Source organism: Bradyrhizobium sp. UFLA05-109 (assembly GCF_054185165.1).
The window spans coordinates 100365-114415 of sequence record NZ_JBBIAR010000014.1; the positions used below are offsets into that span (position 1 = coordinate 100365).

11 protein-coding genes are annotated in these 14051 nt (G+C 63.5%); 7 read left to right on the forward strand and 4 right to left on the reverse strand.

The annotated features are described in order from the left end of the window. Window positions 1–213 precede the first annotated feature (213 nt). Window positions 214–1233 carry an LLM class flavin-dependent oxidoreductase gene (locus tag Q3C01_RS12895; RefSeq protein WP_458145700.1) on the forward strand — a complete coding sequence of 340 codons (1020 nt, stop codon included), beginning with the start codon at window positions 214–216 and terminating at the stop codon, window positions 1231–1233. A 103-nt stretch (window positions 1234–1336) separates the two neighbouring features. Here the strand turns inward: Q3C01_RS12895 and Q3C01_RS12900 are convergent, their stop codons facing one another. Both Q3C01_RS12900 and Q3C01_RS12905 read right to left on the reverse strand, forming a co-directional pair. Beyond that, window positions 1337–2194, reverse strand: coding sequence for a prephenate dehydratase (locus tag Q3C01_RS12900; protein WP_458145701.1), 858 nt, complete (start codon window positions 2192–2194; stop codon window positions 1337–1339). A gap of 21 nt (window positions 2195–2215) precedes the next feature. Then, window positions 2216–2956, reverse strand: coding sequence for a 3-deoxy-manno-octulosonate cytidylyltransferase (locus tag Q3C01_RS12905; protein ID WP_458145702.1), 741 nt, complete (start codon window positions 2954–2956; stop codon window positions 2216–2218). Between the two features lie 221 nt (window positions 2957–3177). Here Q3C01_RS12905 and Q3C01_RS12910 point away from each other — a divergent pair, with 221 nt between their 5' ends. From Q3C01_RS12910 to Q3C01_RS12935, 6 genes are all read left to right on the forward strand, one after another. Then, window positions 3178–3732: a c-type cytochrome gene (locus tag Q3C01_RS12910; protein WP_458145703.1), complete on the forward strand. Its 555-nt coding sequence runs from the start codon at window positions 3178–3180 to the stop codon at window positions 3730–3732. 221 nt (window positions 3733–3953) lie between these two features. Next, window positions 3954–5843, forward strand: coding sequence for an extracellular solute-binding protein (locus Q3C01_RS12915; RefSeq protein ID WP_458145704.1), 1890 nt, complete (start codon window positions 3954–3956; stop codon window positions 5841–5843). A 14-nt stretch (window positions 5844–5857) separates the two neighbouring features. Next, a complete protein-coding gene (locus Q3C01_RS12920) occupies window positions 5858–7756 on the forward strand; it encodes an extracellular solute-binding protein (protein ID WP_458145705.1) in 1899 nt (632 codons plus the stop codon). A 3-nt stretch (window positions 7757–7759) separates the two neighbouring features. After that, on the forward strand, window positions 7760–8869 hold the full coding sequence (locus tag Q3C01_RS12925) for a microcin C ABC transporter permease YejB (protein WP_458145706.1): 1110 nt from the start codon (window positions 7760–7762) through the stop codon (window positions 8867–8869). Beyond that, window positions 8869–10047, forward strand: coding sequence for an ABC transporter permease (locus Q3C01_RS12930; protein ID WP_458145707.1), 1179 nt, complete (start codon window positions 8869–8871; stop codon window positions 10045–10047). The genes Q3C01_RS12925 and Q3C01_RS12930 overlap by 1 nt, the downstream gene beginning before the upstream one ends. 3 nt (window positions 10048–10050) lie before the next feature. Then, window positions 10051–11688 (forward strand): ABC transporter ATP-binding protein, encoded by a 1638-nt coding sequence (locus Q3C01_RS12935; RefSeq protein ID WP_458145708.1) that lies wholly within the window; start codon window positions 10051–10053, stop codon window positions 11686–11688. A gap of 111 nt (window positions 11689–11799) precedes the next feature. On the opposite strand, the gene Q3C01_RS12940 is transcribed toward Q3C01_RS12935, so the two are convergent. Both Q3C01_RS12940 and Q3C01_RS12945 read right to left on the reverse strand, forming a co-directional pair. Further along, window positions 11800–12642, reverse strand: coding sequence for a C40 family peptidase (locus tag Q3C01_RS12940; RefSeq protein WP_458145709.1), 843 nt, complete (start codon window positions 12640–12642; stop codon window positions 11800–11802). Next, window positions 12635–14011 (reverse strand): leucyl aminopeptidase family protein, encoded by a 1377-nt coding sequence (locus Q3C01_RS12945; RefSeq protein WP_458145710.1) that lies wholly within the window; start codon window positions 14009–14011, stop codon window positions 12635–12637. Before Q3C01_RS12945 ends, Q3C01_RS12940 begins: the two co-directional genes overlap by 8 nt. Between the last annotated feature and the right edge of the window lie 40 nt (window positions 14012–14051).

Here is a 14051-nt window from a genome sequence, read left to right on the forward strand (position 1 = left end):
CAATAAATATTCAGTATTTCAATGCATTAAATGGCGTTCGATGGTTTGTTGGTCTTTGGCAAGCTGGTGGGCAGCTTGAAAGTTAGGTGATTAAGGCTTACGAAATCCCACCAGCCTCCAGCAAGTCGGCCGGGCGCCTCGCTCCCAGCACACGCCAGCCTTGCTCCATCCGGCCATTGCCGCCCCGACGCGGCGCACTACTTTCTACCGGCCATGATTCCGCTCTCCGTCCTCGATCTCTCCGTCGTCACGTCCGGCACAAAGCCGGCGGCGGCGCTGCGCAACAGCATCGACCTTGCGCGCCATGTCGATGGGCTCGGCTATGTCCGCTATTGGCTCGCCGAGCACCACAACCTCGCTTCCGTCGCGAGCCCGGCGCCTGATGTCATGATCGGGCAGATCGCGGCGGTGACGAAGCACATCCGTGTCGGCTCCGGCGGCGTGATGCTGCCCAACCATGCGCCGCTGGTAGTGGCCGAACGCTTCAAGATGCTGGAGGCGCTGTTTCCCGGCCGGATCGATCTCGGCCTCGGCCGCGCGCCCGGCACCGACGGTGCCACGGCGTACGCGCTCAGGAGCCGGCTCGATCGCCGCGAGGGCGACGATTTCCTCGAGCGGCTGCATGAACTGATCCTGTGGGAGACCCGCGAATTCCCCTCGGGCCATCCCTACAACAACGTGGTCGCAATGCCCGACGACACGGCGCTGCCGCCGATCTGGCTGCTCGGCTCCAGCGACTATTCGTCGGAACTGGCAGCCCAGGTCGGCATGGGCTTCGCCTTCGCGCATCATTTTGCGAGCCATGATGCGATCGACGCCATGGTACATTATCGCAACCGTTTCCAGCCGTCCGCCTGGCGCGCGACGCCGCAGGCGATTCTCGCGGTGGCAGTCGTCACGGCGGATACGGACGAGGAGGCGGAAAGGCTCGCCTCGTCCTTCGATCTTAATCGCCTGCGCCGCGACCGCGGCCAATATCTGCCGCTGCCGAGCGTGGAGGAAGCGCTCGCCTATCCTTACACCGATGCCGACCGTGCCTCGATCGCCCGCAACCGTTCGCGCCTGTTCGTCGGGAGCCCAGCGACCGTGCAGCAGAAGCTGAAGCCGCTGCTCGACGCCAGCAAGCCGGACGAATTGATGGTGATCACCGCCACGTATGACCACGAGGCGCGGAAGAAGTCGTATTCGCTGCTGGCGGAGGCGTTCGGGCTTACGAAGAGCGTGGCCGCCTAACGTCGTCATTCCGGGGCGATGCGAAGCATCGAACGGAATCCAGAGGTCGTATGCGGCGCGAGATTCCGGCTTCGCGCTGGCGCGCGCGCCGGAATGACGATGGCTAATCCATCTTCTCGCTGAACGTTGCGCGGAACGGATGCCCCGGATAGACGCCGACAATGCGGAATTCACGCGAGAAGAACTTCAGCTCCTCCAACGCAAAGGCGAGTCCCTTGTCGTTGGGATGGCCGTCGACGTCGGCATAAAACTGCGTCGCGAAGAAATTGCCGTCGACCATGTAGCTTTCGAGCTTGGTCATGTTGACGCCGTTGGTGGCAAAGCCGCCCAGGGCCTTGTAGAGCGCCGCAGGCAGGTTGCGCACCCGGAATACAAAAGAGGTGACCAGCGGGCCCGATCCCTGCTCGGCCCATTTCGCCTCACGGGCCAACACCACGAAACGCGTGGTGTTGTGAGCCTCGTCCTCGATGTCCTCGGCCAGAATGTCGAGGCCGTAGATCTTTGCGGCAAGCCGCGAGGCGATCGCGGCGACGCTCTTGTCCTTGCGCTCGGAAATGTCGCGCGCGCTGCCGGCAGTGTCGGCGGCGACGATCGGCTTGATGCCGAGCTTGCGGATGATGCGCCGGCACTGGCCGAGCGCGTGCACATGGCTCTCGACGCTCTTGATGTCCGATAGCTTGGTGCCCTTCACCGCCATCAATTGATGCTGGATTGGCAGAAACCACTCGCCGATGATGAAGAGGCCGGAGGCCGGCAGCAGATGATGGATATCGGCGACGCGTCCTGCGACCGAATTCTCGATCGGGATCATGCCGAGATCGGCCTCGCCCGACGAGATCGCCGACAGCGCGTCCTCGAAGGTTGCGCACGGCATCGGCTCGGCGTTGGGAAAGGCCTCGTCGATGGCGATGTGGGAGTTGGCCCCAGGCTCGCCCTGGAATGCGATTTTCATCTTGCTCATGTCGGGCCTTGTAACAGCGGCTCAGGATTTGGAAAGGATGCTGCGGGCGGTCTCTAGGTCCGCCGCGGTGTCGACGCCGCGGGGCACGGTATCGACGATGGTGAAGTCGATGCGCATGCCGGCCTCCAGCGCCCGGAGCTGCTCCAGCTTCTCCTGCAATTCCAGCGGCGAGGGCGGCAGCGACACGAACCGCTCCAGCGCCGCGCGGCGGTAGGCGTAGAGGCCGATATGGTGGTAACGCGGTCCGTCTCCGGTGGGGGCGGTGGCGCGGGTAAAATACAGCGCGCGCATGCGCTTGCCCCCGAGTGAGGTTCCCACCGCCTTCACCACGCTGGGGGCGAGGTCCTCCTCCTGGGAATGGATTTGCGAGGCCAGCGTCGCGATATCGACCGCGGGGTCGGTGAGCGGCGGCAGCACGTCGCGAATATTGCCGGTCGAGATCGTCGGGAAATCGCCCTGGAGATTGACCACGATCTCGGCCTTGCCGTCGGGGTCGAGCGTCCGCATGGCCTCGTGGATGCGGTCCGACCCCGACGGATGCTCGGGGCGGGTCATCACGGCAACGCCGCCATGCGCGGTGACGACGTCGGCGATCTCCTGCGTGTCGGTTGCGACCGCAACCCGGCCGATGGCGGCCTCTTCCGCCCGCCGCAGCACGTGCACGATCATCGGCTGGCCGGCGATGTCCTTGAGCGGCTTGCCGGGCAGGCGGGTGGCCGCCATGCGGGCCGGGATCAGCACTAAAATGCGAGGATCGGTCATCGGGTCAAGGGCCTGGAAACGGGGCGTTTTCCGCACCGGGAAATCGGGTGGGGATGGGAGGAAAGCGGGGCTGTTTATACGGGTTGCCAGACCACGGGCAAACCGATATCTCAATGTCAAAACTCGGGGGAACGATAAGGAACATTTGATTCTCCCGAGGCACGTCCTGGCGGCCGCTTGAGGCCGCTTTATCCTTCTTGCGGTGTGGGGCCTGGCCGGAAATGGACTCTTTCGAACTCAACAAGATCCTCGGTGCCATTCTCGGCACCTGCCTCATTGTCCTGGTGACGAGCTTCACCGCCCAAGCGCTGTTCGCCGCGAAACCGCCTGAGAAGCCCGGTTTCGAGATTGCCGTGAAGGAAGAGGCTGGCGGCAAGGAAGGCGGCGCGGCTGCGGCTGCGCCCTCCGAGCCGATCGAGAAGCTCCTTCAAACGGCCTCTGTCGAAAAGGGCGCGGCTGCCGCCAAGAAGTGCCAGGCCTGCCACACCTTCGAGAAGGGTGGTCCTAATCGCGTGGGTCCGAACCTCTTCGGCATCGTCGGCGATCATCGGGGCGAAGGCCGCGGCGGATTCAATTTCTCGGCTGCGATGAAGGCCAAGGGCGGCACCTGGACGATCGATGAGCTGAACAAGTTCATTGCCAATCCCAAGGGCGATATTCCCGGCACGGCGATGGGCTTTGCAGGTATTCCCAAGGACTCAGAGCGCGCCGACGTGATCGCCTATCTGAACAGCCTGTCGGATAACCCGCAGCCGCTGCCGACCGCATCGAAGTAAGATCGCCAAAAGATTATGCTGACCTGCGGCCAGGCTCGAAAAGCCTGGCCGTTTCCTTATCTACCGCTTGGCCGCCTCGCAGCGTTGTTATCGAGGCGTTTCGCCGCAGCGAACGGTCCGCTCCGACTTCCAAGATGAGGAAAAAGCAACACAATCGGTCGAAACCTTGCCGTATATTGGGGCCTTAAAGGGGTAACCTCCTTCCATACAGGGACGTTCATTTGGCCATTACCCGACGCGACCTTCTGCTAGCTGGCGCCGCGACTGCTGCGCTCCCCACCCTCGGTTCCCGTGCTCCGATCATTGGGGCCGCCCGGGCGCAATCAGCAGCCGAGCTTCCTTGGCGCCACGGACTGTCCCTGTTTGGCGACATCAAGTATCCGGCAGATTTCAAGCGCTTCGACTACGTCAATCCGGACGCGCCAAAGGGCGGCGTCGCGCGCATGATCTCGATCGGCACCTACGACAATTTCAACCTCGCAGTTGCCGGCATTAAGGGTGCGATCGCGCCGGCGGTGGCCATGATCTACGAAACGCTGATGACCCGGGCGCAGGACGAGGTGGCGACCGAGTACGGCGAACTTGCCGAAGCGGCCCAACATCCGGACGATTTTTCCTGGGTGATCTATCGCCTCCGCAAGGAAGCCCGTTGGCATGACGGCAAGCCAGTGACGCCGGAGGACGTCATCTTCTCGCTGGAGACGTTCAAACAGCAAAGTCCGCAATATGCGTCCTACTATCGCCACGTGGTGAAGGCCGAAAAGGTCGGCGAGCGCGACGTCAAATTCTCCTTCGATGGGCCGGGCAACCGAGAATTGCCGACCATCGTCGGCGAGCTGATTGTGCTGCCGAAACATTGGTGGGAAGGCGCCGACGCGCAAGGCAAGAAGCGCGACGTCGGCGCGACGACGCTGGAGATCCCGCTGGGGTCCGGACCGTATCGGATCAAGGAATTCGTGGCGGGACGCTCGATCAAGCTCGAACGGGTGAAGGATCATTGGGGCGCCAATCTGCCGAGCCAGATCGGCCAGAACAATTTCGACGAGTTGCGCTTCGAGTTCTTCCGCGACAACATCGTTGCGCTGGAAGCCTTCAAGGCCGATCAGGCCGACTGGATCGCGGAGAATTCCGCCAAGCAATGGGCAACCGCCTACGATTTTCCGGCGGTCACCGAGAAGCGGGTGGTCAAGGAGGAATTTCCGATCAACGACTCCGGTCGCATGCAGGCCTTCGTGGTCAATACACGGCGCGACCAGTTTAAGGACCCGCGGGTGCGGCGGGCTTTCAACTACGCCTACGACTTTGAGGAGATGAACAAGCAGCTGTTCTTCGGTCAGTACAAGCGGATCAACAGCTACTTCGAGGGGACGGAGCTTGCCGCAACCGGCCTGCCTCAGGGTGAGGAATTGCAGATCCTCGAGACCGTGAAGGACAAGGTGCCGCCGGAAGTCTTCACCACGCCATATCAGAATCCGGTCGGCGGCACTCCGGAAGCGGTGCGCGCCAACTTACGCGAAGCGGCAAAGCTGCTGAAAGAGGCGGGCTTCGAGGTGCGCGACCACAAGCTGGTCGACGCCTCGGGCAAGGTTCTGACGGTCGAGATCCTGGTACAGGATCCCTCGTCCGAGCGTATCGCGCTGTTCTACAAGCCGTCGCTGGAGCGGATCGGCGTCAATACGTCAGTCCGCACGGTCGACGACGCGCAGTACCAAAACCGGCTGCGCAGCTTCGATTTCGACATGATCATCGATCAGTGGGGCCAGTCGCTCTCGCCCGGCAATGAGCAGCGCGAGTTCTGGGGATCACAGGCGGCCGAGGTGCCCGGGGCGCGCAACACCATCGGCATCAAGAACCCGGCCGTAGATGCATTGATCGAGAAAGTGATCTTCGCCAAGGACCGCGCCGGTCTCGTCGCCGCAACGCGCGCGCTCGATCGCGTGCTGTTGTGGAATTTCTATGTCGTGCCCCAGTTCACCTATCCGTTCTCGCGCTACGCCCGGTGGGACCGCTTCAGCCATGCCGAGCCGCTACCGAAATATGGCAGGTCGGGCCTGCCGACGCTGTGGTGGTATGACGCCGAGAAGGCCGCCCGAATCGGAAAACGCTCTTGAGGAAGCTTTCGCGCATGGCGCAGCTTTCACGCCGGCATGTGCTCGCCTTAGGTGCTGGCGGCGCCTTGAGTGCATCGCTGGGCCCGTCCTTGCTGCTTCGCGCGGCGGCATCGGAGATGCCGGCCGAGATGCACGGCATCTCGGCGTTCGGTGATCTCAAATATCCGGCCGACTTTCACCATTTCGACTACGTCAATGTCGATGCACCGAAGGGCGGCACGTTCTCGCTGATCCCGGCCGTACGCGCTTACAACCAATCCTATTTCACGTTCAGCTCGCTCAACGCCTTCATCCTCAAGGGCGAGGGCGCGCAAGGTATGGACCTGACCTTCGTTTCGCTGATGGCGCATGCCGGCGACGAGCCCGATGCGATGTACGGCTATGCCGCCAAATCGGTGCAGATCTCGCCCGACATGCTTAGCTACCGCTATACGATCCGGCCCGAGGCGCGGTTCCACGACGGTTCGAAGCTGACCGCGCATGACGTCGCTTTCTCCATCAATACGCTGAAGGAGAAGGGCCATCCGCTGATCCAGTTGCAGATGCGCGACGTCAAAGGCGCCGAAGCACTCGATGACGCCACGGTGGTGGTGAAGTTCGCCGAGAAGCGCGCGCGCGACGTGCCGCTTTATGCGGCGGGCCTGCCGATCTTCTCGAAGACCTATTACGCGACGCGGCCGTTCGACGAATCGTCGACCGACGTTCCGCTGGGGTCTGGCCCTTACAAGGTCGGGAAATTCGAGATCAACCGCTACATCGAGTTCGAACGGGTGAAGGATTGGTGGGCGGCCGATCTTCCCGTTTGCCGCGGCTGCAACAATTTCGACATCGTGCGCTACGAGTTCTACCGCGATCGGGACGTTGCATTCGAGGGCTTTACCGGCAAGAACTACCTCTACCGCGAGGAATTCACCTCGCGTATCTGGGCGACGCGCTACGATTTTCCGGCCGTCAAGGACGGCCGCGTCAAGCGCGAACAAGTGCCGGACCGCACGCCGTCGGGTGGCCAGGGCTGGTTCATCAACACCCGCCGCGACAAGTTCAAGGACGTGAAAGTCCGCGACGCCATGAATTGCGCGTTCGACTTCGAGTGGACCAACAAGACCATCATGTACGGCGCCTATGCGCGCACAATCTCGCCGTTCCAGAACTCGGACCTCGTCGCGCAAGGCTTGCCTTCGCCCGAGGAGTTGAAACTGCTCGAGCCCTATCGCGGCCAGGTCCCCGATGAGGTGTTCGGCGAGCCCTACGTGCCGCCGGTGACGGACGGCTCAGGCCAGGACCGCACGCTGTTGCGCAAGGCGCAGCAGTTGCTCCAGGAGGCAAAGCTTCCGGTCAAGGACGGCAAGCGTCTGCTGCCGAACGGCGATGTTTTCACCGTCGAGTTCCTGATCGACGAGCCCTCCTTCCAGCCGCATCACGCATCCTTCATCAAGAACCTGAACACGCTGGGGATCGAGGCCAGTCTTCGGGTTGTCGATGCGGTCCAGCATCGCGCGCGCGTCGAAGCGTTCGATTTCGACATCGCAATCGAACGCATCAGCATGACGCCGACGCCCGGTGACAGCCTCCGCACTTATTTTACCACACAGGCGGCGACGACGAAGGGATCGTACAATCTGGCAGGCGTCGCCAGTCCCGCGATCGACGCGCTGGTGGAGAAAGCGATGGCGGCCAATACGCGCGATGAGTTGACGGTCGCCTGCCGCGCGATCGATCGCGTCTTTCGCGCCGGGCGCTATTGGGTGCCGCAATGGAACAATACCAGCCACCGGCTGGCCTATTGGGACATGTTCGATCACCCAAACAAGTTGCCGCGCTACCAGCTCAGCGACTATTCCAGCGACGTCGGCGAACGGACTCTGTGGTGGTTCGACGCCGCCAAGGCCGCCAAGCTCGATCAGGCGAAGTAGCTCATGAGCGCCTATATCGCCCGCCGCATTCTCCTGATGATACCGACGCTGCTCGGGATCCTCTTCATCTCCTTCGTCGTGGTGCAATTCGCGCCGGGCGGCCCGGTGGAGCGCGTCATTGCGCAGCTCTCCGGCGCCGACACCGGCGGCAGCTCGCGCATCTCGGGCGGCGGCGACTTCGCGCAGCGTGCGCCGGGACAACTCGGCGCCGGCGCCGACGCCGTAAACTCGAAATACCGCGGCGCGCAGGGGCTCGATCCCGAGTTCATCAAGAAGCTGGAGCAGCAGTTCGGCTTCGACAAGCCGGCGCCCGAGCGCTTCCTGATGATGGTCTGGAATTTCGCGCGGTTCGATTTCGGTACCAGCTATTTCCGCACCGTCAGCGTCATTCAGCTCATCAAGGAGAAACTGCCGGTCTCGATCTCGCTCGGCATCTGGCTGACGCTGATAACTTACCTGATCTCCATACCGCTCGGCATTCGCAAGGCGGTCAAGGACGGTGCACGTTTCGACACCTGGACCTCGGCAGTGATCGTGCTCGGCTACGCGATCCCCGGCTTCCTGTTCGCGATCCTCCTGATCATCCTGTTTGCCGGCGGCTCGTTCTTCAACTGGTTCCCGCTGCGCGGGCTGACATCGGACGGCTGGTCGCAATTCCCCTGGTACTGGAAGATCCTCGATTATTTCTGGCACCTGACCTTGCCGCTGATCTCGATGGCGCTCGGTGCATTTGCGACCATGACGTTTCTCACCAAGAACTCGTTCCTGGACGAGATCCGCAAGCAATACGTCATGACTGCGCGGGCAAAGGGCTGCAGCGAGCGCCAGGTGCTCTACGGCCACATCTTCCGCAACGCCATGCTGATCGTGATCGCGGGTTTCCCCGGCGCCTTCATCAGCGCCTTCTTCTCCGGCTCGCTCCTGATCGAGACCATCTTCTCGCTGGACGGGCTCGGGCTGCTCGGTTTCGAAAGTGTTCTCAACCGTGACTATCCCGTCGTGTTCGGCACGCTCTACATCTTTTCGCTGATGGGTCTCGTGGTCAACCTGATCTCCGATCTGACCTATATGTGGATCGATCCCCGGATCGATTTCGAGGCGCGGGAGGTCTGATGACGGTCACCGCGCCCACCCCGATCGAGACCAAGACCCAAGTGCCGCTGGGCGAGGCGGTGCCGCCTACGCGCAAGGCGTTCGAGCCATCGCCGCTCAACCGGCGGCGCTGGCAGAACTTCAAGGCGAACAGGCGCGGCTACTGGTCGTTCTGGATATTCATGGTCCTGTTCGTGGTCTCCCTGTTCGCCGAACTGATCGCCAACGACCGTCCCTTCGTGATCAAGTTCGATGGTCGTCTCTACTGGCCCGCCTTCGTCACCTATTCGGAGACCACCTTCGGCGGTGACTTCGAGACTGCGGCCGACTATCGCGATCCCTATTTGCAGAAGCTGATCAAGGACAAGGGGGGCCTGATCGTCTGGCCGCTCATCCGCTATTCCTACGACACCCACAATCTCGATTTGCCGACGCCCGCGCCGTCGCCGCCGACCTGGATGCTGACGGAGGCGCAATGCAAGCCGGTGGTGGAGAAAAAGGGCCTGAAGAGCTGCCGCGATCTCGAATACAACTGGCTCGGCACCGATGACCAGGGCCGTGACGTGGTCGCGCGGCTGATCTACGGCTTCCGCATCTCGGTGCTGTTCGGCCTGACACTGACCATCGTTTCGTCCGTCATCGGCATCATCGCCGGCGGCGTGCAGGGCTATTTCGGCGGCTGGATCGATCTGTTGTTCCAGCGCTTCATCGAGATCTGGAACGCGATACCGTATCTCTATCTGCTGCTCATCATATCGGCCGTGCTGCCGCCGGGTTTCTTCATCCTGCTCGGCATCATGGTGCTGTTCCACTGGGTGGCGCTGGTCGGCCTCGTGCGCGCGGAATTCTTGCGAGGGCGCAATTTCGAATACATCCAGGCTGCGCGGGCGCTCGGCGTCTCCAACGCCGTGATCATGTTCCGGCACCTGTTGCCGAACGCAATGGTGGCGACGATGACGTTCCTGCCGTTCATCGTCTCCTCGTCGGTGATGACGCTCACGGCCCTCGACTTCCTGGGCTTCGGGCTGCCGCCCGGCTCGCCGTCGCTCGGCGAGATGTTGTCGCAGGCCAAGGCCAACGTACAGGCGCCGTGGCTCGGTTTCTCCGGCTTCTTTGCCGTCGCGATCATGCTGTCGCTCCTGATCTTCACCGGCGAAGCGGTGCGCGACGCCTTCGATCCGCGCAAGACGTTCAGGTAAGCGATGGACGCGATCAACCAGCCCCTGCTTAGCGTGCGCGATCTCTCGGTAGCCTTCCACCAGGGCGCAGGCACGACGCTCGCCGTCGACAAGGTGTCGTTCCAGATCAAGCGCGGCGAATGCGTGGCGCTGGTCGGTGAATCCGGCTCCGGCAAGTCGGTCAGCGCGCTCTCGGTCATGAAGCTCCTGCCTTATCCGAACGCCTCGCACCCCTCGGGAAGCATTCGCTTCAAGGGGCGTGAAATCCTGAGCCTCTCGGAACAGGAGATGCGCGGGATCCGCGGCAGCGACATCTCCATCATCTTCCAGGAGCCGATGACCTCGCTCAATCCGCTGCACACGATCGAGGCGCAGATCGGCGAGATCATCCAGCTCCACAATCCGACCAGCAACGCGCTGGCGCGCAAGCGGACGCTGGAGTTGCTCACGCAGGTCGGCATCCCCGATCCCGAGACGCGGCTCGCGAGCTATCCGCATCAGCTCTCCGGCGGCCAGCGCCAGCGCGTGATGATCGCGATGGCGCTCGCCAACGAGCCCGACCTGTTGATTGCGGACGAGCCGACCACGGCGCTCGACGTCACGGTGCAGGCGCAGATCCTGGCGCTGCTGGCCGAGATCCGCTCGCGCCTCGGCATGAGCCTGCTCTTCATCACCCATGATCTTGGCATCGTGCGCCGCATCGCCGACACCGTCTGCGTGATGAACGGCGGCAAGATCGTCGAGCAGGGCCCGGTCGAGCAGGTCTTCAACAGCCCCAAGCATCCCTATACGCGCGACCTGCTCGCGGCCGAGCCGAAGCCCGATCCGGCGCCGCCGCAGCCGAACGCGCCGCTCGTAATGTCGGCGGATGCGCTGAAGGTCTGGTTTCCGATCAAGCGCGGCTTCCTGCGCAAGACTGTCGGCCACATCAAGGCGGTCGACGGCGTCAGTGTCGCGGTGCGCAAGGGCGAGACGCTCGGCGTCGTCGGCGAGTCCGGTTCCGGCAAGACCACGCTCGGGCTCGCGCTGTTGCGGCTGATCTCGTCGAACGGCCGTATCGTGTTCCTGGGAAAAGACATCCAGGGACTGCGCTTCAAGGAGATGCGCCCGTTCCGCCGCGACATGCAGGTCGTGTTCCAGGATCCGTTCGGCTCGCTCAGCCCGCGCATGTCGATCGCCGATATCGTCGGCGAAGGGCTCTCGGTGCATCAGCCGAAGCTGTCGCGCGAAGACCGCGAGGCGCGCGTCATCAAGGCGCTCGAGGATGTCGGTCTCAATCCGGAGACGCGTTTCCGCTATCCCCACGAATTCTCCGGCGGTCAGCGCCAGCGCATCAGCATCGCGCGCGCGATCGTGCTCGAGCCGGATTTCGTCGTGCTGGACGAACCGACCAGCGCGCTCGACATGCTGTTCCAAGCGCAGATGGTCGACCTCCTGCGCGAATTGCAGCGCAAGCGCAATCTCACCTACATGTTCATCTCGCACGATTTGCGCGTCGTGGCCTCGCTCGCCAGCCATCTGATCGTGATGCGCGGCGGCAAGGTGGTCGAGGAAGGGCAGGCGGCGGAGCTGTTCAAGAACCCGAAGACCGATTACACGCGCGCGCTGTTCGCGGCGGCGTTCCGGCTGGAGACGGCGGGCGACGGGTCGGTGGCGACGTAGTCTTGGTCATTCCGGGGCGATGCGAAGGTCGAACCCGGATCTCGAGATTCCCCAATGCGCAATTGCGCATTGGGGTTCACGCTTCGCGTGCCCTGGAATGACGATCAGAGGTCAGAGCCGCTTGATCGCGACGATCTCGCTGCCGGCCAGCTTGATACGCGCGATCGCCGGGTCGATCGGCTCAATCACCGTCGCCATGTGATGTGCATTGGCGTGGACCATGGTGCTGCCATCGCGCACGATCGCGACATGGCCCTTCCAGAAGATCAGGTCGCCGCGTTGGAGCTTGGCCCTCTCATGCGGTTCCAAGGCTCGCCCGAGACCGGCCAGTTGCATGTCACTGTCGCGCGGGCAGCCGATGCCAGCGGCGGTGAGTGAAACCTGGACCAGCCCGGAGCAATCGATGCCGAGTGAGCTCTTGCCGCCCCAGAGATAGGGCGTGCCGACGAAGCGCTCGGCCACGCTGACGAAATCCGCCTCGCGATGGTCGAGAGCGACGACGTGCGTCCTCGGCAGATAGTGTCCCTCGCGGGTGATCGCGAAGGGACCGTCGTCGCGTGTCACGACAACCTTCGATCCCATCACGAGCGCGTCGGATGGCGGCAGCTTGATCGATGGGCCTGGAAAAGCAAAGGTCCGGAGGGCGCCGACCTTGTGCGTCGGCGCAGCCGCGGGCTTGGCGAGGGCCGCATCGGGAAGCCAGCCAACATAGCCGTCGCTCACGAGCTGACCCCAGGCCCAGCCTTCGCCGTTGCGTTCGTAGACCGTGACGCGCTCGCCGCGCAGCGCCTCCGTCATCAGCATCGCGCTCCACGACGGCTGTTCGCGCAGCGGCGCGATCGCCTCGACCACCTCGAACTCTTCGCCCTCGACGAAGCGCTCGGCCTGCACCTTGCCTTCGAGGTATTTCGCGGCGATGTCGCCGCGCGCCGGCGTCAGCCGCGGATCATGCATAGCGTTCGCTCAGGAGTGTGTAGAGTGCGCGCGCGGCCTGGCATTCGCCGCCCTCGGGGCGCGCGGGTTTTGCCGATGGCGTCCAGGCATAGATGTCGACGTGCAGCCAGCTCTTCGCCTGTTCGACGAAACGCTGCAGGAACAGCGCGCAGGTGATCGAGCCGGCGAAGGCTCCGGATGGTGCGTTGGTGATGTTGGCCGTCTTGGAGTCCAACCAGGAATCGTAAGCCGGCCATAGCGGCATGCGCCACAACGGATCGTTCTCCCTGACGGCGCAGCGCGCGACGTCGGCGGCAAGCGTCTCATCATTGGTGTAAAAGGGCGGTAAATCCGGCCCCAGGGCGACGCGCGCGGCGCCGGTCAGCGTGCCCAGATCGATCAGCAGATCGGGCTTCTCCTCGTCCGCCAGCGCCAGCGCGTCGGCCAGCACCAGCCGGCCCTCCGCGTCGGTGTTGCCGATCTCGACCGTGATCCCCTTGCGCGAGGGAAAGATGTCGAGCGGCCGGAAGGCGTTGCCGGCGATCGCGTTCTCCACGGCGGGGATCAGCACGCGCAGCCGCACCTTGAGCTTGGCATCCATCACCATGCGCGCGAGTGCCAGTACGTTGGCCGCACCGCCCATGTCCTTCTTCATGATGAGCATGCCGCTCGACGGCTTGATGTCGAGCCCGCCGGTGTCGAAGCAGACGCCCTTGCCGACCAGCGTGACCTTGGGGTGCGCAGGGTTGCCCCAGGTGATGTCGATCAGGCGCGGCGCGCGGGTCGAAGCCATGCCGACGGCATGGATTAGCGGAAAATTCTGCGCCTTCAATTCGTCGCCGACGATGCAGCCAAAGCTCGCGCCGAATTCGGCGGCGAGCGCCTGCGCGGCCGCAGCGAGCTCCTCCGGCCCCATGTCGTTGGCAGGCGTGTTGACGAGGTCGCGCGCCAGACACGCCGCATCGGCAATCCGCGCAACTTCGGCGACGTCGATGCCATCGGGCGGCACCAGTCTGACCTCGGGAGCATCCGTCTTGCGGTAGCGGGCAAAGCGATAGCTGCCGAGCGCAAAGGCGAGGGCGGCGAGGCGGGCATCATGCGGTGCGTTGGCGAAGCGATAGGTCCCCGGCGGCAGCAGCCCCGGCAGGCTGCCTGGCCGGAACAGGTCGCGCGATCGCGCGCTGTCGTCCTCGAGCCCGAACAGCACCCGGGAGATTGCGCCGTCCGGCGCCGGCAAAGCGAGATATGCGCCCGGCTTTGCGGCAAAGCCGTTGGCCGTTGCGAACTGGCGTTGCGGCGGCGCAAGCGTCTCGGCGACCTGATCCCAGCTCGATTTTGTCACGAAGGTGATGGGAATGGCGGCAGACGACGTCTCGAATACGGAAGGCATTGGCGGGTCCGGCCCAAGATGGTTCAGATGATGACAGGAG

Excerpts from the sequence above, each read along its gene's own strand:
- Q3C01_RS12905 (WP_458145702.1), bottom strand. The coding sequence starts at position 2,956 with ATGACCGATCCTCGCATTTTAGTGCTGATCCCGGCCCGCATGGCGGCC.
- Q3C01_RS12910 (WP_458145703.1), top strand. The coding sequence starts at position 3,178 with ATGGACTCTTTCGAACTCAACAAGATCCTCGGTGCCATTCTCGGCACC.
- Q3C01_RS12920 (WP_458145705.1), top strand. The coding sequence starts at position 5,858 with ATGGCGCAGCTTTCACGCCGGCATGTGCTCGCCTTAGGTGCTGGCGGC.
- Q3C01_RS12900 (WP_458145701.1), bottom strand. The coding sequence starts at position 2,194 with ATGAGCAAGATGAAAATCGCATTCCAGGGCGAGCCTGGGGCCAACTCC.
- Q3C01_RS12940 (WP_458145709.1), bottom strand. The coding sequence starts at position 12,642 with ATGCATGATCCGCGGCTGACGCCGGCGCGCGGCGACATCGCCGCGAAA.
- Q3C01_RS12925 (WP_458145706.1), top strand. The coding sequence starts at position 7,760 with ATGAGCGCCTATATCGCCCGCCGCATTCTCCTGATGATACCGACGCTG.
- Q3C01_RS12930 (WP_458145707.1), top strand. The coding sequence starts at position 8,869 with ATGACGGTCACCGCGCCCACCCCGATCGAGACCAAGACCCAAGTGCCG.
- Q3C01_RS12945 (WP_458145710.1), bottom strand. The coding sequence starts at position 14,011 with ATGCCTTCCGTATTCGAGACGTCGTCTGCCGCCATTCCCATCACCTTC.
- Q3C01_RS12935 (WP_458145708.1), top strand. The coding sequence starts at position 10,051 with ATGGACGCGATCAACCAGCCCCTGCTTAGCGTGCGCGATCTCTCGGTA.
- Q3C01_RS12895 (WP_458145700.1), top strand. The coding sequence starts at position 214 with ATGATTCCGCTCTCCGTCCTCGATCTCTCCGTCGTCACGTCCGGCACA.